Annotated in this window: 15 protein-coding genes; 7 read left to right on the top strand and 8 right to left on the bottom strand. The window is 41.2% G+C overall.

From position 1 onward, the window contains the following. Complete coding sequence (locus PULV_RS08430; protein WP_193331456.1) at positions 1 to 966, top strand: sensor domain-containing diguanylate cyclase; 966 nt, start codon at positions 1 to 3, stop codon at positions 964 to 966. A 60-nt stretch (positions 967 to 1,026) separates the two neighbouring features. Here PULV_RS08430 and PULV_RS08425 read toward each other — a convergent pair whose 3' ends face one another. From PULV_RS08425 to PULV_RS08410, 4 genes are all read right to left on the bottom strand, one after another. Then, positions 1,027 to 2,550, bottom strand: coding sequence for a SpoVR family protein (locus PULV_RS08425; RefSeq protein ID WP_193331455.1), 1,524 nt, complete (start codon positions 2,548 to 2,550; stop codon positions 1,027 to 1,029). Positions 2,551 to 2,570: 20 nt separating this feature from the next. Then, complete coding sequence (locus PULV_RS08420; RefSeq protein ID WP_193331454.1) at positions 2,571 to 3,857, bottom strand: YeaH/YhbH family protein; 1,287 nt, start codon at positions 3,855 to 3,857, stop codon at positions 2,571 to 2,573. A 25-nt stretch (positions 3,858 to 3,882) separates the two neighbouring features. Then, positions 3,883 to 5,805: a PrkA family serine protein kinase gene (locus PULV_RS08415; protein WP_086743645.1), complete on the bottom strand. Its 1,923-nt coding sequence runs from the start codon at positions 5,803 to 5,805 to the stop codon at positions 3,883 to 3,885. A gap of 294 nt (positions 5,806 to 6,099) precedes the next feature. Beyond that, positions 6,100 to 6,681: a Fe-Mn family superoxide dismutase gene (locus PULV_RS08410; protein WP_193331453.1), complete on the bottom strand. Its 582-nt coding sequence runs from the start codon at positions 6,679 to 6,681 to the stop codon at positions 6,100 to 6,102. 211 nt (positions 6,682 to 6,892) lie between these two features. Here PULV_RS08410 and PULV_RS08405 point away from each other — a divergent pair, with 211 nt between their 5' ends. The 3 genes from PULV_RS08405 (at position 6,893) to PULV_RS08395 (ending at position 14,086) form a co-directional block, all read left to right on the top strand. Further along, positions 6,893 to 7,243, top strand: coding sequence for a Grx4 family monothiol glutaredoxin (locus tag PULV_RS08405; protein ID WP_086743643.1), 351 nt, complete (start codon positions 6,893 to 6,895; stop codon positions 7,241 to 7,243). Between the two features lie 954 nt (positions 7,244 to 8,197). Beyond that, on the top strand, positions 8,198 to 12,655 hold the full coding sequence (gene gltB / locus PULV_RS08400; RefSeq protein ID WP_193331452.1) for a glutamate synthase large subunit: 4,458 nt from the start codon (positions 8,198 to 8,200) through the stop codon (positions 12,653 to 12,655). 12 nt (positions 12,656 to 12,667) lie between these two features. Beyond that, entirely contained in the window at positions 12,668 to 14,086 is a 1,419-nt protein-coding gene (locus PULV_RS08395) for an FAD-dependent oxidoreductase (protein ID WP_086743641.1), read from the top strand. Positions 14,087 to 14,175: 89 nt separating this feature from the next. On the opposite strand, the gene recN is transcribed toward PULV_RS08395, so the two are convergent. The 3 genes from recN to nadK all read right to left on the bottom strand — a co-directional run bounded on the left by recN (position 14,176) and on the right by nadK (position 17,484). Next, positions 14,176 to 15,846 (bottom strand): DNA repair protein RecN, encoded by a 1,671-nt coding sequence (gene recN / locus PULV_RS08390; RefSeq protein WP_193331451.1) that lies wholly within the window; start codon positions 15,844 to 15,846, stop codon positions 14,176 to 14,178. A 115-nt stretch (positions 15,847 to 15,961) separates the two neighbouring features. Further along, positions 15,962 to 16,504, bottom strand: coding sequence for a hypothetical protein (locus PULV_RS08385; RefSeq protein ID WP_193331450.1), 543 nt, complete (start codon positions 16,502 to 16,504; stop codon positions 15,962 to 15,964). A gap of 98 nt (positions 16,505 to 16,602) precedes the next feature. Continuing rightward, positions 16,603 to 17,484 carry an NAD(+) kinase gene (nadK, locus tag PULV_RS08380; RefSeq protein WP_086743639.1) on the bottom strand — a complete coding sequence of 294 codons (882 nt, stop codon included), beginning with the start codon at positions 17,482 to 17,484 and terminating at the stop codon, positions 16,603 to 16,605. A gap of 87 nt (positions 17,485 to 17,571) precedes the next feature. Here nadK and PULV_RS08375 point away from each other — a divergent pair, with 87 nt between their 5' ends. Further along, the gene (locus PULV_RS08375; protein WP_086743638.1) at positions 17,572 to 18,504 is read left to right on the top strand and encodes an HrcA family transcriptional regulator; all 933 of its coding nucleotides are present in this window, start codon (positions 17,572 to 17,574) and stop codon (positions 18,502 to 18,504) included. A 69-nt stretch (positions 18,505 to 18,573) separates the two neighbouring features. Continuing rightward, the gene (gene grpE / locus PULV_RS08370; RefSeq protein ID WP_193331449.1) at positions 18,574 to 19,149 is read left to right on the top strand and encodes a nucleotide exchange factor GrpE; all 576 of its coding nucleotides are present in this window, start codon (positions 18,574 to 18,576) and stop codon (positions 19,147 to 19,149) included. Positions 19,150 to 19,212: 63 nt separating this feature from the next. Here grpE and PULV_RS08365 read toward each other — a convergent pair whose 3' ends face one another. Continuing rightward, complete coding sequence (locus tag PULV_RS08365) at positions 19,213 to 20,406, bottom strand: multidrug effflux MFS transporter (RefSeq protein ID WP_193331448.1); 1,194 nt, start codon at positions 20,404 to 20,406, stop codon at positions 19,213 to 19,215. A 170-nt stretch (positions 20,407 to 20,576) separates the two neighbouring features. Between PULV_RS08365 and PULV_RS08360 the strand changes: the two genes are divergently transcribed. Beyond that, entirely contained in the window at positions 20,577 to 21,374 is a 798-nt protein-coding gene (locus tag PULV_RS08360) for a M48 family metallopeptidase (protein WP_193331447.1), read from the top strand. The last annotated feature ends 26 nt before the right edge of the window (positions 21,375 to 21,400 follow it).

Raw genomic sequence — 21,400 nt, 5'->3', positions numbered from 1 at the left:
ATGCCTGCTGCTGATTTTGAGATGAATGAAATCCATTGGATGATGGATATGTTTAACACCATAGATGTTGGGTTGGTTGTTTTAGACAGAGATTATCGTGTGTGTGTGTGGAATGGCTTTATGGAAAACCATTCTGGGTTATTGCCCAGCGCAGTGAAGGACAAAAATGTCTGTGATATTTATCCTAGTATCGATGAAAAATGGTTTCGCAGCAAAGCTGAATCTGTCTTTGTGTTAAAAAATCGATCGTTTACCATTTGGGAGCAGCAGCCGTATATTTTTAAGTTTAAAAATTATCGGCCTATTACGGGTAAAGCAGATCACATGTACCAAAACTCAACATTTATACCTCTGAGTAATGTGCGTGGTGAAGTATCTCACATCTGTATCATTATTTATGATGTAACGGATGAAGCAATTAATAAAAAAGAACTAGAAGATGCGAATTCTAAGCTGGAAAGCTTGAGTAGAACTGATCGTTTAACCGGATTATACAATCGAGGCTTTTGGGAAGAAAACTTAAAAAAAGAATTTAAACGCATGCAACGTAGTGCAGGTTGTAGCTGCCTGTTAATGCTAGATGTCGACCACTTTAAACGTATCAATGATAAATTTGGACACAGTGGCGGTGATGTTGCACTTCGCCATATTGCCGATGTACTCAAAAAAACACTGCGCGAGTCGGATGTAATAGGTCGTTTTGGTGGCGAAGAGTTTGCAGTTACACTTGTTGACACTGATATTGAAGGCGGGAAGATATTTGCCGAACGTGTTAGAAAAATAATGTCTGAGTCAACGATTTTATTTGAAGAGAACGAGATAAAACTCACAATCAGTTTAGGTTTAGCGGCGTATAAACCGAGTTACACTAAGCATGAGTTATGGATTGCCGAGGCTGACAAAGCCTTGTATTTTTCAAAAGAAAATGGTCGAAATCGTGTGACGGTTTTAGATGACATTTCATAGCCGATAGCGACAATAAAAAAGCGAGGCTAGCCTCGCTTTTTTATTGTTCTGCTGTGAATGTTAAGCACTTACTTCGTTTATCTTCTTCAATTCCTGTTTTGGGCAACTTGCTATCATACTAATATCGCCAGAATCAGATACCTGCTCTAATTTAACTTGAAACCCCCAGAGACGATGGAGGTGTTTCATTACCTCATCTTTTGAATCAGCCAGAGGTACACTCTTATTTGGTATAAACCGTAACGTAAGTGAGCGGTCACCTTTAACATCAACATTATAAACTTGGATATTCGGCTCAAGGTTACTGAGATTATATTGCTCCGAAAGTGCTTGTCTAATCGCTCGATATCCTTGTTCATTATGGATTGCACTGACCTCTAAATGACTTTGTGTTTCATCATCGAGAATCGAGAATAACTTAAAATCACGCATCAGTTTAGGCGACAAAAACTGGCTGATAAAGCTTTCATCTTTAAAGTTTTGCATCGCAAAGTGCAGGGTGTCTAGCCAGTCTTTACCGGCAATATCAGGAAACCAATATTTATCTTCTTCGGTTGGCTCTTCACAAATCCGTTTGATGTCGACCATCATATTAAACCCTAATGCATAGGGGTTTATACCTGAGTAATAAGGGCTGTTATACGGGGGTTGATAGACAACACCGGTATGACTTTGCAGCACCTCAAGCATAAATGCATCACTGACTTTTCCTTCGTCATAAAGGTGATTTAAGATAGTGTAATGCCAAAATGTCGCCCAGCCTTCATTCATGACTTGTGTTTGTTTTTGCGGATAAAAATATTGCGATACCTTTCTCACAATACGGATTATCTCACGTTGCCAAGGCTCAAGTAATGGTGCGCGTTTTTCAATAAAATACAAAATATTTTCTTGTGGTTCTTCAGGAAAGCGAGCTTTCTTTTGTTTCGCCTCTTGTTGTTGAAGCGGTATGGTGCGCCAAAGTTCATTGACTTGAGACTGTAAGTAATCGGCTCGTTCTTCTTGACGTCTTTGTTCTTCAAATAATGATATTTCATGGGGGCGTTTATAGCGATCCACACCATAGTTCATTAGCGCATGACAAGAGTCTAATAAGCTTTCTACTTGATCAACCCCATACTTTTGTTCGCATTTGGCTACATAATTTTTCGCAAAAACTAAGTAATCAATTATTGAACTGGCATCTGTCCATGTTTTAAATAGGTAATTGTTTTTAAAAAAAGAGTTATGCCCATAGCAGGCATGAGCCATGACTAGAGCTTGCATGGTCACGGTGTTTTCTTCCATTAAATAAGCGATACAGGGATCTGAATTAATGACTATTTCATAAGCCAGACCCATTTGACCTCGTTTATAATTCTGTTCTGTTTGAATAAACTTTTTACCAAAAGACCAATGATTATAGCCAATAGGCATCCCGACACTTGAATACGCATCCATCATTTGCTCTGCAGCAATTACCTCAATTTGGTTTGGATAGGTATCTAATCGATAATGTTTTGCAACGCGTGCAATTTCAGTATGATATTGCTCGAGCAGTTCAAAAGTCCAGTCAGGACCATCTGGCAATCTTGTTGTTGTCATATCCTTACCTCGCAGATTTGTTATGCGACAGTTTTATTTTGCAGCTTATTTTTTTGAAATAACTCTCTGAAAATAGGGTAGATATCTTCTACTGAGCGAATATGCTGCAGCGCAAAATTCCCATGTACTTTGGCTATTTTCTCGTACTCTCGCCATAAGCTTTGATGTGCCCGAGTGGTTATTTCTATATAGGCATAATAACGTACTACAGGGAGTAATTTTTTCATTAATATTTCAGTGCAGTTTGGTGAGTCATCGGCCCAATTGTCGCCATCAGATGCCTGCGCAGCATATATATTCCACTGAGCACTGTCGTAGCGTTGCTGAATGATTTCATCCATGAGTTTTAGCGCGCTAGAGACGATAGTTCCGCCTGTTTCTTGCGAGTAGAAAAACTCTTGTTCATCGACTTCTTTTGCTTGGGTATGATGGCGAATATAGACCACCTCTATGTCTTTATAACTACGAGTTAAAAACATATACAATAGAATATAAAAGCGTTTAGCCATTTCTTTAGTTGCTTGATCCATGGAGCCAGACACATCCATCAAACAAAACATAACCGCTTTGCTGGTGGGCTCTGGACGCTTTTCGTAGTTTCGAAAGCGTAAATCAAACGTATCAATAAAAGGTGTGGCTGCAATTTTATTCTTGAGCGCTTCAATTTCTGCACTCAATTGTGCGACGAGTGCTGGATCGGGTTTTTTACTGCTTTTAAGTTCAGCCAGTTCTATTTCTGCTTCGGCTAAACGGCGCTTTTTTCCTGCATTCATTGCAACTCTTCGGGCTAATGAACCCTGTAAAGAGCGAACAATATCGATATTGGACGCCACGCCATCATGGCAAAAGCCCGCACGATGCGTTTTCATTTGCACTAAACGATCAAGTTGCGTTTGTTGTAAGTTCGGCAATTCTAAATCTTCAAATAATAAATCGAGGTATTCATCTTTAGAAATTGAAAACACAAAATCATCAGAGCCTTCCCCTTTGTCACTTGCTTCGCCTTCTCCTGCGCCACCGCCTTGTCCAGATTGTGGGCGTTTGATTTTGTCGCCAGTTGAAAATTGATCATTACCAGGGTGAACAGTGTTACGTTTTCCTCCTTTTCCTTGATGAAACATAGGTTCACCTATGTCTTTATGAGGTATAGAGACGCTCTCGCCAGAGTCGATATCGGTTACACTTCGCTTACTAATGGCATCAGAGACAGCTTCTTTGATCTGCTGTTTGTAACGGCGAATAAACTTTTGTCTATTCACCGTACTTTTCTTCTTACCATTTAAGCGGCGGTCAATAAAATGAGCCATAAACTACCTCCGCTGATACAAGATATTACTGCGATTTACGAACACGTAAATACCACTCAGACAGTAGTCGCACTTGTTTTTGGGTGTATCCTTTTTCAACCATACGGTTGACGAAGTCTTCATGTTTCTGTTGATCATCAGTGGATGTTTTAGTATTGAATGAGATAACAGGAAGTAAATCCTCAGTATTTGAGAACATTTTCTTCTCAATGACAGTTCTGAGTTTTTCATAACTCGTCCAAGTGGGATTGTTTCCGTTATTATGGGCTTTTGCACGCAGAACAAAATTGACGATTTCATTACGGAAATCTTTAGGGTTAGAAATTCCTGCAGGTTTTTCGATTTTCTCTAACTCAGCATTGAGTGCGGCGCGATCAAATAATTGACCAGTATCGGGGTCGCGATATTCTTGATCTTGAATCCAAAAATCAGCATAGGTGACATAACGATCAAAAATGTTTTGTCCATATTCTGAATAGGATTCTAGATAGGCGGTTTGGATTTCTTTGCCGATAAACTCAACATACTTCGGAATCAAATAACCTTTAAGGTGCTCTAAATACCGGTCTTGTACATCTTGTGAAAACTGTTCACGCTCGATTTGTTGTTCAAGTACATAAAATAAATGGACAGGGTTTGCTGCTACTTCAGAGTGATCAAAATTGAACACGCGTGAGAGTATTTTGAATGCAAATCGTGTAGATAACCCCGTCATTCCCTCATCAACACCCCCATAGTCTTTGTACTCTTGATAAGATTTTGCTTTGGGATCGGTATCTTTTAAACTTTCTCCATCATAGACGCGCATTTTCGAATAGATACTCGAATTCTCAGGCGCTTTCATTCGCGATAACACAGAAAACTGTGCCAATGTTTCTAACGTGCCTGGTGCACATGGCGAGTGGCTTAATTGCGAATTTTCTAATAATTTATCGTAAATTTTGATTTCTTCAGAGACTCGCAGGCAATAGGGCACTTTGACAATGTAAACCCGATCTAAAAAGGCTTCATTGTTTTTGTTATTTCGAAATGTTTGCCATTCAGATTCATTAGAATGTGCCAGAATAATCCCATCAAAAGGCAAGGCAGAAAGACCCTCAGTACCGTTATAGTTCCCTTCTTGTGTAGCTGTAAGAAGTGGATGGAGGACTTTGATAGGAGCCTTGAACATTTCAACAAATTCCATCAAGCCCTGATTTGCATTACACAAAGCTCCGGAATAGGCGTAGGCATCGGGATCATTTTGTGCAAAATGTTCAAGTTTTCTGATATCAACTTTACCAACTAACGCACTGATATCTTGATTGTTTTCGTCTCCAGGTTCTGTCTTAGCGATAGCAATTTGGTCAAGTATGGATGGATAGCGCTTGACTACCTTAAATTGAGTGATGTCTCCATTGAATTCATGAAGGCGTTTTGAAGCCCAAGGGGACATAATCGTTTTGATATAACGCTGATCAATCCCATATTCTTTTTCGAGCAGTTCACCATCTTCTACGGGGTCGAATAATGCCAGTGGATGATCATTAACGGGTGAACCCTTAACGCAATAAATCGGCATTTTTTGCATCAAATATTTTAGTTTTTCGGCCAAAGACGACTTACCGCCGCCGACAGGGCCTAATAAATATAAAACTTGTTTACGTTCCTCGAGGCCTTGTGCAGCATGTTTAAGATAGGCCACGATCTGTTCAATCGCTTCTTCCATGCCATAAAACTCATTAAAGGCAGGGTATCGGCTGACAACACGGTTGCTAAAAATTCGACTCAGATGTGGATCTTTAGCTGTATCAATTAATTTAGGCTCACCAATTGCGGCTAACAGTCGCTCTGCAGCGCTTGCATATGCGGTTCTATCATTGCGACAAATTTCTAAAAATTCAGCAATGGTATATTCTTCTTCTTTGGCTGCTTCATATCGTGCTTGGTAATGATCGAATATTGTCATAATGACCTCCAATGGACCGAGAAAATGCATACCTTACAATTTTTAAAAACGAGTGAGGTATATTTTTAAGCTTAGCCTCAATTATGGAATCTGCTTGTTTAAAGCGACGATTTTTAAAGAAAAAAAATGATTATTGCGAATATAAAAATAAAGGCTGTATTGAACACATTCAAAAAAAATGTTCTGTCAGTTGCGATGGCATTGATTTGGAATTAAGAATGGGAGGTTTAGGCTAATTTAATAAATACAGGGCATAAAAAAGGCGCCGAAGCGCCTCTATGAATCATTGATTATTTAAGCTAGGTTTGCGTTTGCAAATTCCCAGTTAACAAGTGCCCAAAAACCATTTAAGTAGTTTGGACGAACATTACGGTAATCAATGTAATATGCGTGTTCCCATAAATCGACAGTGATTAGTGGTGTAACGCCTGCATCTGTTAAAGGTGTTGCAGCATTAGATGTATTTACGATATCTAAAGAACCATCAGCAAGTTGTACTAACCACGTCCAGCTAGAACCAAAGTTATTAACTGCTTTATCATTGAATGCTTCTTGGAATGCAGCAAACGAGCCCCATTTTGCGTTAATTGCATCTGCAATAGCGCCTGTTGGCTCACCGCCACCATTTGGTGAAAGGCTGTGCCAGTAGAAAGTGTGGTTCCAGATTTGCGCTGCATTATTAAAGATGCCGCCTTCAGATGAACATACAATCTCTTCTAATGTTTTGTTTTCGAAATCAGTACCAGCAATTAAACCATTCAGTTTAACAACATAGGTATTGTGGTGCTTACCGTGGTGAAACTCTAGTGTTTCTTGTGAAATGTGTGGGACTAATGCATCAATTGCATACGGTAAAGACGGTAGTTCAAATGCCATTTTTATATCTCCATCGACTTTTGTTAAATGGGATTATAGTGTTACTATAATCCTGAGTATTTTACTCAAGTTTTGCCAAACAGCAATGCCAAGCTTATCAGATTATTGAAAGCGTACTATTTTATTCAATTATTTTTACAACGTTTTGGTTATAAACAGATCTTAAATAATGATTCGTTTGTACCAAAAGTGGTGCATTTTGAGGTTGACCATGGAAACCATAGACAAGATTAAACAGCAGATATCAGAAAATTCAATTTTACTTTACATGAAAGGTTCACCTAAGTTACCAAACTGTGGTTTTTCATCTCAAGCAGCTCAAGCTTTGATGTCATGCGGTGAACCATTTGCTTATGTAGATATTTTATTAAACCCAGACATTCGAGCTGAATTACCTCACTATGCTAATTGGCCAACCTTTCCTCAGCTTTGGATTGAAGGTGAGTTAATCGGTGGTTGTGACATTATTATTGAAATGTTCCAACGTGGTGAGTTACAGCCTTTGATTGCTGAAGCTGCGGCTCGTAATAAAGAAACGAGTGACGAGCAAAGCGCAGAGTAATAATCACACGAGCCAAGCTGGCTGTGTTTTATACTACATGTGAGGGTAGAGCGACGTCTTGTTGCTCTGCTTTTTCTCTTCCTCTTCCTTACTATCCTGATATTTTCTATCGCACCTTTTCTTCTTTAGATCGCCTTTAATGTTGATCCCCATTGGTGAACCTGTTTCAGATTGAACGGTTTTAGCTGCATTACACTGGGGGCTGTTGATCTTTCGTGGTTAAATTTTGTTCGAGATAAGAGCGTTTTTATCGCGGCAAGTAGTGTGTAGCCTAGTCGTTCTAAGCAAATACTGCTCAACAAAGATAAGTACGCTTTTAGCCGAACCCTTCGGGCAGCGTTTGTTGGCTATTTCTACTGCGTTATCGCTTTTTCGTGTAGCTCGCTACACCACAAAAGCGCTGGCTTATATAAATACCCAACAATTCGCTGCAAAAATCATCACGAAAGATCAATAGCCCCTAATAATAAATGAGTGACTTCACTTTAGAGTCATGTGCACCATTCGCTTCTATTCTCGACTAAATGTAATAACTAATGCTTATTTATGCATTACTGCGGCTGTTTCTTTGCAGGGGTGGCTGATTTTATTGAGTTAGCGCGAAGAAATCGATATGAGCATAAAAATCCAAAGTGAATAAATATGCATATTAATATAATGTTTACGTTTACGTAAACGTTGCTTGAGAATTGCTTTCATTTACAAGTTTGCAAATTGTCACCGGTGTCATTGGGTGTATTTACACGAAAATTCAAATTTCGCACCATTTTTGTTAAAATATCGGATTAATGTATTAAAGTGAAATATATTCACATTATTGAATATGTATTCATTATTTGTTGACTCGATGCTTTTTTATGGGTAGCTTCTATGCTCAGCTAGAGTTCTTATTTCCACTAACGGTTAATCTGCACTTTCAACTCTAGCGCAGTAGCAAGGGAGAGGAGTTCATTCATGTTATATGACTCAAAACTAGAAAAAGACAATTGTGGTTTTGGTTTAATTGCCCATATTGATGGCGTTGCCAGTCATAAATTAGTGCGTACGGCTATTACAGGATTAGATCGTATGCAGCATCGTGGTGGAATTGCCGCTGATGGTAAAACCGGCGACGGGTGTGGCTTATTACTACAAAAACCAGATAACTTCTTTCGTAGTATTGCTCAAGAGCAAGACTGGCATTTAGGTAAGAACTACGCAGTAGGGATGATTTTTCTAAACCCAGACTCAGATATTGCTAAAAAAACCCGTCAGATTATTAATCAAGAACTAGAAAAAGAGACCCTCACGATTGTTGGCTGGCGAGATGTGCCAACCGATCCTGCATCATTGGGTCCTATTGCTATTGAGCAGCTGCCTCAGTTTCAGCAAATTTTTGTCTCAGCCCCTGAGGGCTGGCGTCCAAAAGATTTAGAGCGCCGTTTATATATTGCCCGTCGTCGTATTGAACAACGCGTCGCAGATGATGATTATTTTTATATTTGTAGCTTATCTGGTTTGGTGACCGTCTATAAAGGACTGGTTATGCCAGCCGATTTACCTAATTTCTATCTCGATTTAGCTGACATGCGAATGGAATCTGCCATTTGTGTCTTCCATCAGCGCTTTTCGACCAATACACAACCGCGTTGGCCGCTGGCACAACCGTTTCGTTATTTAGCGCATAATGGTGAGATCAATACCATTGAAGGGAATCGCCAGTGGGCGCGTGCTCGTGCTTATAAATTCTCTTCACCTTTGCTACCTGATTTGCAAACCGCTGCGCCATTTGTCAATGAAACAGGATCGGATAGTTCCAGTTTAGATAATATGCTCGAACTGTTTTTAGCGGGTGGTATGGACATTTTTAGGGCGATGCGCATGCTTGTTCCGCCAGCTTGGCAGAAAAATAAAGCGATGGATCCAGATCTACGAGCTTTTTATGATTTCAATTCAATGCATATGGAACCCTGGGACGGCCCTGCTGGGATCGTGATGTCTGATGGCCGTTTTGCCGCTTGTAACCTTGATAGAAATGGTTTGCGCCCAGCGCGATATGTGGTGACAAAAGATGGCTTAATGACTTTAGCGTCAGAAGTCGGTATTTGGGATTATGCACCTGACGAAGTCAGAGAAAAAGGACGAGTAGGCCCTGGTGAATTGCTTGTGATCGATACTCTGCATGGCAAAATTTGGCATTCGAACGAAATAGATACTGACCTGAAAAAACGCCATCCGTATAAATCATGGCTTGAAGAGAATGTCCAACGTTTGACTCCATTTGAAGAGTTAGCCGCTGATTTACCAGGCCAACGAGAGCTCGATGATGCGATGCTGGCTGTGTATCACAAACAATTTGCGTACAGCAATGAAGAGCTGGATCAAGTCATTCGTGTGATGGGAGCGATAGGTCAAGAAGCGACAGGCTCAATGGGGGATGATACTCCTTTTGCTGTACTTTCTTCAAAAGAGCGGCCAATTTACGATTATTTTAGACAAAAATTTGCTCAGGTCACCAACCCACCTATCGATCCATTACGCGAAAACCACGTCATGTCTTTAGCTACATGTATTGGCCGTGAACAAAATGTGTTTAATGAAACGACAGGGCACGCCAAGCGCTTACAATTTTCTTCGCCTGTTTTAATGTACTCAGATATGGTGCAGTTATTACAAGCAGATCAAGAGCATTATTCTTCGCAGATTATTTCACTTAATTATGATGTTGAAGAGGGATTAAAATCAGCACTTGAGCGGGTGTGTGACCAAGCAGAACAAGCAGCCAGTGATGGTATCGTGCTGCTGGTTTTATCAGACAAAGGCTTAACGCCTGCGACGCTGCCAATTCCGGCTGCTATGGCTTTAGGCGCTGTGCAACAACGTTTGGTGGTAAACAATTTACGTTGTGATACGAATATTATTGTTGAAACCGCAAGCTGTCGTGATCCTCATCAATTTGCTGTGCTAATCGGCTTTGGCGCAACGGCTATTTACCCATATTTGGCTTATGAAAGTCTGACGCAAATGTGCGACAAGGAGACGATCAAAAAAACTCACAGTGAAGTGACGGTGTCTTATCGAAATGCCATTAATAAAGGCTTGTATAAAATCATGTCTAAGATGGGGATCAGTACGGTTGCGAGTTATCGCTGTTCGATGCTGTTTGAAGCGGTTGGGTTAGCTGATGAAGTGGTCGATTTATGCTTTAAAGGTGTAGTGAACCGTATTAAAGGCGCAGATTTTACTGATTTCCATCAAGACTTAGTGAATTTATCACGTAAGGCATGGATTAAACGCAAGCCACTTGACCATGGTGGTCTACTAAAATATGTCCATGATGGTGAATATCATGCTTATAACCCAGATGTGATTCAGACATTACAAGTCGCTGTGCGTTCTGGCGAATATGATGATTATTTAAAATACGCTGATTTAGTTAATAACCGACCTATTACTAATTTAAGAGATTTACTGAAATTACAAATTGGCGATACCAGTATTGCACTTGATGAAGTCGAGCCGGCCGAAGCATTATTTAAGCGGTTTGATTCTGCAGCTATGAGTATTGGTGCGTTATCTCCAGAGGCTCATGAAGCATTGGCTATTGCGATGAATCGCTTAGGTGGGTGCTCTAATTCAGGCGAAGGTGGCGAAGATGTATTACGCTACGGAACAGAAAAAAATTCACGCATTAAACAAGTGGCATCTGGTCGATTTGGAGTAACGCCACATTACTTAGTTAACGCAGATGTTATCCAAATCAAAGTCGCCCAAGGTGCTAAGCCGGGCGAAGGCGGCCAATTACCAGGTGAAAAGGTCACGCCTTATATTGCAAAGTTACGTTACTCTGTACCGGGTGTAACGTTAATTTCGCCACCGCCTCATCATGATATTTACTCAATTGAAGATTTAGCGCAGCTGATTTTCGATTTAAAACAAGTTAATCCAAAAGCGATGATTTCGGTCAAACTTGTATCTGAGCCTGGTGTTGGCACCATTGCAACAGGTGTAGCCAAAGCTTATGCCGATTTAATCACCATAGCGGGTTATGACGGCGGTACAGGAGCAAGTCCTCTTACATCAGTTAAATATGCGGGCTCGCCATGGGAGCTGGGTCTTGTTGAGACGCAGCAAGCCTTAGTCGAAAACGGTTTACGCCATCGTATCCGTTTACAAACAGATGGCGGTCTAAAAACAGGCTTAGATATCATCAAAGCAGCCATTTTAGGTGCAGAAAGTTTTGGTTTTGGTACAGGACCTATGGTGGCGTTAGGGTGTAAATACCTGCGTATTTGTCACTTAAACAACTGTGCAACTGGTGTTGCGACTCAGGATGAAAAGTTACGTCAAAATCATTATCACGGATTGCCTGAAATGGCGATGAACTACTTTAAGTTTATTGCTCATGAAGCTCGTGAGATTATGGCGAGTTTAGGAGTGAGCCGCCTGGTTGATTTAATAGGCCGTACAGACTTATTAGCTGCAATTGAAGGAAATACGGCCAAGCAAAGTAAGCTCGACTTGTCAGGTTTACTGTATCAACCGAATAACAAGTCCGGTGAAACACTGTATTGCTCAGCACCAAATACATCGCATTACCAAGGTCGATTGAATGAGCAGTTATTAGCGCAAGCTAAAGAAGCCATAGAGAGCAAGTCAGGTAAGTTGCTGCGTTCTAAAATCAATAATACTGACCGTTCTGTGGGCGCTCAGTTGTCAGGATATATCGCAGAGCGTCATGGCAACCAAGGCATGGCTGCGGATCCAATCCGTATTGAGTTATCAGGCACCGCTGGGCAATCATTTGGCGTCTGGAATGCCGGTGGGCTTGAAATGTCACTTGTTGGTGATGCCAACGATTATGTCGGTAAAGGAATGGCGGGCGGTAAAATTAGTATTACACCGCCACTGGGTTCTTCTTTTGCAAGTCATGAAGCGAGCATTATTGGTAACACTTGCTTATACGGTGCCACAGGTGGGCGTTTGTTTGCAGCAGGTAAAGCTGGTGAGCGATTTGCTGTCAGAAACTCTGGCACCATCGCGGTGATTGAAGGTGCTGGCGATAACGCCTGCGAATATATGACTGGTGGAGTTGTGTGTATTTTAGGTCGTACAGGCATCAACTTTGGTGCTGGGATGACCGGTGGCTTTGCTTATGTATTAGATGAAGCGAATGATTTTGAAAAGCGCATTAATTCAGAGCTAGTTGAACTGGTCGAAATGGATGATTTAGTGATCCACCATGAACATCTTCGTGGCTTGATTGCTGAGCATTTAGAAGCAACGAAGTCCTGTAGAGCAGAGACAATACTTGCTGATTTTGAACACTATTTAACTCAATTTAGACTGATCAAACCTAAATCGAGTGATGTAAAAAGTTTACTTGGTCATCGTGCTCGCAGTAGTGCTGAGCTTAGAGTGCAGGCTCAGTAAAGGAGAAGTAGAATGGCACAGAATGTATATCAATTTATCGATGTCCAGCGAGTTGACCCTCGCAAAAAGCCGATATCGACACGTAAAAAACAATTTGTAGAAATCTACGAACCTTTTTCGGCCAAACAAGTAGACTCGCAAGCCGACCGTTGTTTAGATTGTGGTAACCCATATTGTGAATGGAAATGCCCTGTTCATAATTACATTCCACAGTGGTTAAAACTCATTAAAGACGGCAAGATTATAGAAGCCGCTGAATTATCGCATCGTACCAATTCGTTACCAGAAGTATGCGGTCGGGTCTGCCCGCAAGATCGGTTATGTGAAGGCTCTTGCACACTTAATGATGAATTTGGTGCAGTCACCATCGGCAATATTGAAAAATATATTACTGACACCGCTTTTGAAATGGGTTGGAAACCAGATACCTCTTACGTAGTGTGGACGGATAAAAAAGTTGCGATTATTGGCGCCGGTCCTGCTGGATTAGGTTGTGCGGATATCTTAGCTCGAAATGGTGTGAAGCCAGTGGTCTTTGATCGTCACCCTGAAATTGGTGGTTTGCTTACTTTTGGAATTCCTTCGTTTAAATTAGAAAAGTCTGTAATGGAGAAGCGCCGTGAAATTTTCACCGAAATGGGCGTTGAATTTCGCTTAAATACGGAAGTTGGAAAAGACATCGAGCTTGAGCAATTACTCGCAGAGTATGATGCTGTGTTTGTGGGTGTCGGTACTTACAAAAACATGCGTGGTGGCCTTGAAAATGAAGATGCCCAAGGTGTATTTGATGCGCTTCCTTTCTTAATTGCCAATACAAATAAAGTAATGGGTTTTGATAACGAAGCTTATCCTTACCAAGACATGGCAAATAAGCGTGTTGTGGTGTTGGGTGGTGGCGATACCGCGATGGATTGTGTCAGAACTTCTATTCGCCAAGGCGCCTCCGATGTTGTATGTGCATATCGACGTGATGAAGCAAATATGCCAGGCTCAGCTCGCGAAGTGAAAAATGCCAAAGAAGAGGGCGTACGTTTTGAGTTTAATGTGCAACCTAAAGGCATGATCTTAAATGCGAAAGGCCAAGTAACAGGCGTTCAAATGGTTAAAACGCAATTAGGTGAACCAGATGCAAAGGGTCGCCGCCGTGCAGAAGAAGTGAGTGGCTCGGAACATGTGCTCCCTGCTGATGCTGTTATTATGGCATTTGGATTCCAAGCTCATTCGATGCCTTGGCTTGAACCGTTTGGCGTAGAGTGTGATCAATGGGGTAGAATTGTCGCACCGGAACAAGGCGCAGGGCATACACATCAAACTACTAATCCAAAAATATTTGCTGGTGGTGATGCGGTCCGCGGCTCTGATTTGGTTGTGACTGCTATCTTTGAAGGACGAAATGCAGCAGAAGGAATTTTGGATTATTTAGCTGTATAACACTGAGCATTTTATAGTAAAAAAGGTAAGCATCTGCTTACCTTTTTTGTTTTCAGTGCCTCGTTCTTCGATTGACTGCAATAGTGGTTTTATGCGCATGCAGCTAATAGTTCTTGGGCGTTGGATAGGGTAGTTTGGCTAATATTATTCCCCCCTAACAACCGGGCAATTTCATTGATGCGGCCTTGCTCATCTAGTTGGCGCATTTGTGTATGAGTTTGTTGTCCATCACTGAATTTAGCTACAAAAAACTGATGGTGACCACTGCAGGCTACCTGTGGTAAGTGAGTCACACAGATAACTTGTGTAGATTCGCCTAATTGGCGTAGTAGCAGGCCAACAGCGGATGCCGTTGGGCCAGAAATACCGACGTCTACTTCATCAAAAATCAATGTTGGGGTCGTCACTTTCGCAGCAATGATCACTTGAATCGCTAAGCTAATACGTGATAATTCACCGCCAGATGCTACTTTGGCTAAAGGTTGTATAGGTTGTCCTGGATTAGTGCATACCATAAAGTCAATTTTATCGGCTCCACTTGCGCTAGGGGTGGCATCGGCATCAAAGTGTAGGGCGATTTCAAACACTCCATTTTCCATTGAAAGTGTCTGCATACTATTTGAAATTAATTGGTTTAGCTCTGTTGCAGCAGCTTCACGGCTATCACTTAATTGGCGAGCAGTGAAGTAATATTCTTCTTTCGTAGATTCAATTTCACTATCTAATTGCTCTAAACGTTTAGAGTCATGGCTGATTTTAGTTAACGAATTGACTAGTTGAGTATGAAACTCAGCGAGTTCTTCAGGGCGAATGTGATGCTTTCGTGCCAACTCTAAAGTTTTAGCCATTCGTTCTTCGACTTCGTTCAATCTGTTTGGATCGCACTCTGTTTTTTCTTGATAGCGTCGGATCTGAGCGGCGGCATCTTCTATTTGCACAGCTGCTTCAAATAATAAATCAGCCACCTGGCTTAGTTGTGGATCGATTTGTGCCAGCTCAGCAAAGGTATTGGCGCTGTGCTGCACTATACTGTATGCATTACCATTATCTTCATCATAGAGATGTTGTAGTTCACGCTGGCTTGACTCCAGCAATGTTTGGGTATGGCTCAATAAACTATGTTCAGATTCAACAAGTTCGTATTCGCCAGGTTCTAATGCAAAATCGTCTAATTCAGCAACTTGATATTCCAATAGTTGTTGTTGCGCTTGTTGTTGCTGTTGCAGCTGAAGAAGTTGTGCATGCTCTTTTTTAAGACTTTGATATTGTTTAAACAGGCTCTTGGTCTTATTCAGCAAATCAAAATGACCTGCATACTCATCGAGGAGTTGCAGCTGATGTTCATTTTTACTTAATAATTGATGGGCATGTTGGCCATGAATCGCAATGAGTAATTGACTGAGTGATTTCAGCTGACTTGCGGTGACGGCCGAGCCGTTAATATACGCTTTGCTTCGTCCGGTATGACTGATCACTCGTCGAAGAATGCATTCATCATCACTGAGTAAATCATGTTGGGCTAAAAACGCTTTGGCCTTGGGCAGGTGGCGAATATCAAATTGAGCCGTTACTTCTGCTTTTTCAGCGCCAGGACGCACCATTGCAGCTTCTGAGCGCTCACCTAAACATAGTGAGAGTGCATCAATCGCAATTGATTTACCTGCTCCGGTTTCACCCGTAATGGTCGTCATACCGGCAGACCACTCAGTACTCAGTTGGCTGACAATAGCAAAATTTGAAACTTCTAACGCAATTAACATACTGTTTATCCATCCAGTTCATTAACTGTTAATTTATACAGTATTTATTAATTGCGCAAATATTATTTTTATTATTTAAGACTATTTTTGAGCACATTCAGAGTGCTCATAGTGGTTAGTGAATGGCCTCTTTATCATCATTGTGGACTTCTGATGGTTCAGGCTCTTGTAGGTCTTCTTCAGGTGAAGGCAAGATATCAGGGCTTTTGAGCGTAAACACCAGAGAGGGTAATTGCTCTTCGTAGAAAATTTTATTAAAACCGCGCCCAGAAGGCAGCTCTGTTGCAAAATGTAAAACGCGCTCTGCCAGCTCGTCTTTATTTCCAGTGACGTGGGCTTTGGCCATTTCACTGGCTAACACTGAAGAAAGGTTGTCTAAACACGCTTCCATGAGTATGAGGTTGCTGTCGTTATGTGCTTGCACGACAAAAAAGTTGCTCGCGATCGCTTGCATCGCAGGGACATGCTTTGGTCTGAGTAATTTGGCATCACTAAAGTAACTTAATTGCTTTTTATAATTCTCAGTGACGGTCTTAACCCGTTCATTGAATAAGTGTTTTTTGAGAGCTTCCGCTTTTTTGCGGTTTTTTTCAATCACAGTATAAGTAGAGAAAAGCGCGATGAGTAAAATTACAGATAAAAGTACTACATAAGTCATGATTATTATTGTTTTCCTAATAAATTTGCACTGTAAGCAGCTGCAGGATACTTAAACTACAGCAAAATTAAAACACTCTTTTTATGCAAATTTATAAATCAATATAACTGGCTTCCCCATTTTAATTTTTGTCTTAACACATTGTAATAAGAATATTCTTTAGGGTGAATGAGTCGCAGTGGTTTATCTCCTTTTTTGATCACCACTTCATCACCAGGCATCACGGCCATGACAATGTGGCTATCGCAGCTGATTTGCAAATTATCATCATTTTTCAGGCTGAGTTTTAGGCGGATCTCATTATCAGCATCTACAACAAGCGGGCGACTCGATAGAGTATGAGGAAACATCGGCACCAGTGCCATTGCATTTAGTTCTGGAGTGAGAATGGGGCCACCGCCAGAAAGTGAATAAGCTGTTGACCCAGTGGGAGTACAAACGATCAGGCCATCAGATTTTTGAGAATAAACGAAATCGTCGTTAATAAAGGCTTCAAACTCAATCATATGAGCGACTTTATCAGCATGTAAAACGGCTTCGTTCACTGCGGAATTGGTACTTTTTAGTTTTTCATGTCGGTACACTTCGACTTCTAATAAAAAGCGCTTTTCTTGAATAAAATGGCCACTTAACACTTGCTCGAGATCGGCCTCAAAATTGTCTGGGTCTAAATCGGTTAAAAAGCCTAAGTTTCCACGGTTAACACCAATTACTGCCACATCAAATCGTGATAACACGCGTGCAGCTCCGAGCATATTACCATCACCACCGACCACAATAGCGAGATCACATTGACGTCCTAAATCAACTAGTTCCACTGTTCGAGCAGGGTTAACCTTCATTTCAAGGCCTACTTGCTGCTCAATTAAGACGGTGTAGCCCAAGGCACCCAGAAAGCTGTCTAGTTTTTTTAACGTTAAATTAGCGCCGGCATGATTTGGTTTGCCAATAAGGCCGATGGTCGAAAAAGTGTTATTCATGTTTATTGACTGAAAGTTAATATAATTTCAGTATATCCAAAAGCATTAGTACTTGAAAACAAATAAGCGCGCCCACATAAACTCGTTATGAAATTAAATCCTCGTGATCTCAAAGTATTTACCACACTGATGGACTTGCATTGCAATGGTTCTGGCTTAGCGGTGCCTTCTGCGTTAATTGCAAAGCAAAAAGGCATGTCGGTTTGCTCTGCGACTGTGCGAAATGCCATGGTCAGGCTTGAAAAGTTAGGATTAATTTACTCGCCCCATACTTCAGCAGGACGGGTTCCAACCCGTGATGGCTACCAATTTTGGTTAAATGAACTCTTTGATTTGTCGTCGATAGCCGCTTTTTGGCAACCGAGCCAAGAGGCTTTGATCCAGTTTACTCATTCTATCAGTCAACGTTACAAATTATGCGCCTGTGTAGGTTTGCCGACAGTCACCTCGCAAACTATTTTTCGGGTGGAGGTGTTGGACTTTGATCAACTAAATTGGCTAATTTTATTGTTTGATCGTCAAGGCCAAAGCCAAAATGTTGTTATTACAAAACCGCTCGAGGCAAATGAAGCTATCCGATTGCAGTTTAATGCATGGCTTAATACGGTTTTTTCTGCTCAGCCTTTGCTTGAAGGGTTAGAGAGGATGCGAGCGATGGCAAAAACCGCCCCGATGTTTTGTCATGGTTCATTGACACAATGGACTCGTTTATTATTTGACAAATTAGGTTCAGATAATTCCATCGTTGTTGGCGAAAGTTATCTTTATGAATCATTGCAGGGCTCTGAGCAGCCATGCATTGGCACTCCTTTACTTAATTTTGTCGAAGAAAAGTTAGCATTCACTCAGGGAGTATCGGTTATCTTTGGTGACGACATTCCATTTCATGGCTTTGAACAATTAATGATTGTGAGTGTGCCTTACTTTTCAAACGGAGGTTATCAAGGGCGCTTTTGCATTATTTGTAAAAAATCAGCTCAAATAGCCGCAATCTTAACGGAATTTACATTTCTTGATTAATTAACTCTTGAAAGCAGAAATTCCATCCCCATAATTACCGCAGTTGTAAAGAATTGGAGATCAGAAATAATGTCTGAACAAACAAATCAGGCTTCACAGGAAGCAGAATTAAATGAACACGCCGCTGAGAAAGACGTTCAGCAAGATCAAGAAATGAGCCCTGAAGCTGAGATTGCATTATTATCTGCAGAATTAGAAGCTGCAAATCAAACAATTGCTGACCAAAAAGACAGTGTTGTGCGTGCAGCTGCAGAAGTTGACAATGTTCGTCGCCGTGCCGCTCAAGATGTAGAAAAAGCGCATAAATTTGCGTTAGAAAAATTTTCAAATGAATTACTGCCAGTGATCGACAATTTAGAACGTGCGATTGAATTTGCAGACAAAGAAAATGAAACGCTGAAGCCTTTGTTAGAAGGCATCGACATGACAGTATCAAGTTTTGTCAGTGCAGTAAGCAAGTTTGGTGTTGAAGTGGTTAACCCACAAGGTGAAGCATTCAACCCTGAGTTTCATCAAGCGATGTCTTTACAACCAAGTGCAGATGTAGAGCCAAATACGGTCTTAGCTGTGATGCAAAAAGGCTATACCTTAAATGGCCGTTTATTACGTCCAGCAATGGTGATGGTATCTAAAGCCGCTGAGTAATCGTGACTCTCATTGCTTTGTTTGTATGCCTTTATTTCGAAAGAGATAAAGGCATACTTGTTTTTACGTAGTATGTTTGTTTTTAATCTGCAATCGTATATAGGTTTGGCAGAGAAAAATAGCGACTACAGCTGATGCCATTAGGGCCGAAAAACCAACCGCATCATCAGAGTGAATTAAAGCCAGAAGTGGCCCCGCCAATGCACCACTACCAAAGCGTAATGTACCAATTACGGCCGTCGCAGTCCCTGTTTTTTGCTCAAATTCAATTAAGATCAGTGCATCGGCATTGCTCGCCATAATACCTAAACTCATCATTAGTGGAGCAATACAGATCACAAAACCAACCAAGTTAGGATCAAAGACGGTTAATGATACCAGCGCAGTCGCACTAACACTTGCTAAACCTAGGCCAAAAAGCAGCATGTTACGCGAACCGACTTTTGCAACAATGCGTGTATTTAGAAAATTCCCGCACATTAGTGCGACCACATTACAAGCAAATAACACTCCAAAGAGCGACTCACTGACAGCAAAATAATCAAGATAGATAAAGGGGACTGAGGTTAAAAAACAAAAAAAGGCAAAGGAGGCAAACATTGATGTCAGAATATCAAAGCGTGCTGGTCGATAACTTAATACGGTGCGATAACTGTCAATAAATAATGCAAAGCCACGGTGCTTAGATTGAAAGATAGGGATATTAAATAAATAGCGCCACACCAACAATAAAATCGTAAAACTGTAAACACACAGAGTGATGAAGATACTTTGCCAATGCCAAATCATCATTAAAGCACTGCCAATAGTGGGCGCCAATAAAGGAGCTATCATCATAATCATTGAAACATAAGACATTCCTTTTGCTGTTTCTTGTTGATAGATATGGCGAATAATTCCCGGCACAACCACTGTTGCCGCGGCACCAAAGAAAGCTTGGCATGCACGAAAAGCTAAAAACCATTGAATATCTTTACAAAAAACCAGCAAGAGAGAAAAAAATCCAAATCCAGATAAGCCAATTAATGCCAGTAAGCGCCGGCCTAATTGATCCGCTAACGGACCAAAAAAGAGCATTCCTAGGGCATAACCCGCTAAATATGTGCTTAAAGAAAGCTGAACCTGACTGATACTGGTGTTCATATCGGTCGCCATTTGCAACATAGCCGGTAAATATAAATCGACCGCAAGCGGCGTGATGGCCACAATACTCGCTAATAAGGGTAACAGCAGGCGTTTATTAATCGCGAAAGACATTAAATACGCTCAATGATAAAGGGGAGCTATAGTCTAGGGATTTCGTTACGTTTAACAAGTCAATTACTCGACAATAGTTGTGCAATGATGCCGCTTGCTATTTGCGACTATTAAATCCAAAGGGGCTAGATTAGAATATTCGATATGACAGATTTTTATCAAGGAACAACATGAAACGCATACTTTTAGCTTTATCTATTAGCGCGGCTTTGGTCGGGTGTAAGACTTCGCCAACAGGTCGGACACAATTAGCCTTGTATTCAGATGGGCAAATGAACACCATGGGAAAGCAAAGCTTTGAGCAATTAAAGCAACAGCTGCCAATTAATAACGATCAAAAAGTGAATCGTTATATTCAGTGTATCGCGGATAATGTAATTGCCGTTTTACCCGATAAATATGCGCAGCAGCAATGGGAGGTTGTCGTATTTGATGAACCATCAGCCAATGCCTTTGCACTGCCGGGCGGTAAAATAGGTGTTCATACGGGGTTATTAAAAGTGGCTACAAATCAGCATCAAGTTGCCACTGTCATGGGGCATGAGGTGGGGCATGTGATTGCGGAGCATTCAAATGAGCGAGCATCACAAAATTCAGCGATACAACTGGGTATGCAAGCGGCAGATGCATCGCTACGAAGTATCCAAAATGAATACCAAGGTGCGATTATGATGGCATTGGGGGTTGGCACTCAATATGGGGTGACGTTACCTTTTAGCCGTACTCATGAATCTGAGGCGGATGAAATTGGCTTAGAACTGATGTCAAAAGCAGGATTTAATCCAAAGGAATCCATTACTTTGTGGCAAAATATGAGTACAGCAGGCAGTGGTAACACGCCTGAGTTTTTATCGACTCATCCAGCGCCTTCTACTCGGATTGGTGATTTACGCAACCAAATGCCATCGGTGATGAAACTTCACCAAGCTGCAGCAAGTGCCGGTAAGAAGCCTGGTTGTAAATTATAAAATAATACACGTCAGGCATCAGTGGG

The organism is Pseudoalteromonas ulvae UL12 (genome assembly GCF_014925405.1).
Taxonomy (GTDB): Bacteria; Pseudomonadota; Gammaproteobacteria; order Enterobacterales; family Alteromonadaceae; genus Pseudoalteromonas; species Pseudoalteromonas ulvae.
This window is presented reverse-complemented; position numbering and strand designations above follow the sequence as displayed.

Coding starts and splice junctions, on each gene's coding strand:
- gltB (WP_193331452.1), top strand. CDS start 8,198: ATGTTATATGACTCAAAACTAGAAAAAGACAATTGTGGTTTTGGTTTA.
- PULV_RS08365 (WP_193331448.1), bottom strand. CDS start 20,406: ATGTCTTTCGCGATTAATAAACGCCTGCTGTTACCCTTATTAGCGAGT.
- PULV_RS08385 (WP_193331450.1), bottom strand. CDS start 16,504: ATGACTTATGTAGTACTTTTATCTGTAATTTTACTCATCGCGCTTTTC.
- PULV_RS08425 (WP_193331455.1), bottom strand. CDS start 2,550: ATGACAACAACAAGATTGCCAGATGGTCCTGACTGGACTTTTGAACTG.
- PULV_RS08410 (WP_193331453.1), bottom strand. CDS start 6,681: ATGGCATTTGAACTACCGTCTTTACCGTATGCAATTGATGCATTAGTC.
- PULV_RS08405 (WP_086743643.1), top strand. CDS start 6,893: ATGGAAACCATAGACAAGATTAAACAGCAGATATCAGAAAATTCAATT.
- PULV_RS08430 (WP_193331456.1), top strand. CDS start 1: ATGCCTGCTGCTGATTTTGAGATGAATGAAATCCATTGGATGATGGAT.
- PULV_RS08375 (WP_086743638.1), top strand. CDS start 17,572: ATGAAATTAAATCCTCGTGATCTCAAAGTATTTACCACACTGATGGAC.
- PULV_RS08395 (WP_086743641.1), top strand. CDS start 12,668: ATGGCACAGAATGTATATCAATTTATCGATGTCCAGCGAGTTGACCCT.
- grpE (WP_193331449.1), top strand. CDS start 18,574: ATGTCTGAACAAACAAATCAGGCTTCACAGGAAGCAGAATTAAATGAA.
- PULV_RS08360 (WP_193331447.1), top strand. CDS start 20,577: ATGAAACGCATACTTTTAGCTTTATCTATTAGCGCGGCTTTGGTCGGG.
- PULV_RS08420 (WP_193331454.1), bottom strand. CDS start 3,857: ATGGCTCATTTTATTGACCGCCGCTTAAATGGTAAGAAGAAAAGTACG.
- PULV_RS08415 (WP_086743645.1), bottom strand. CDS start 5,805: ATGACAATATTCGATCATTACCAAGCACGATATGAAGCAGCCAAAGAA.
- nadK (WP_086743639.1), bottom strand. CDS start 17,484: ATGAATAACACTTTTTCGACCATCGGCCTTATTGGCAAACCAAATCAT.
- recN (WP_193331451.1), bottom strand. CDS start 15,846: ATGTTAATTGCGTTAGAAGTTTCAAATTTTGCTATTGTCAGCCAACTG.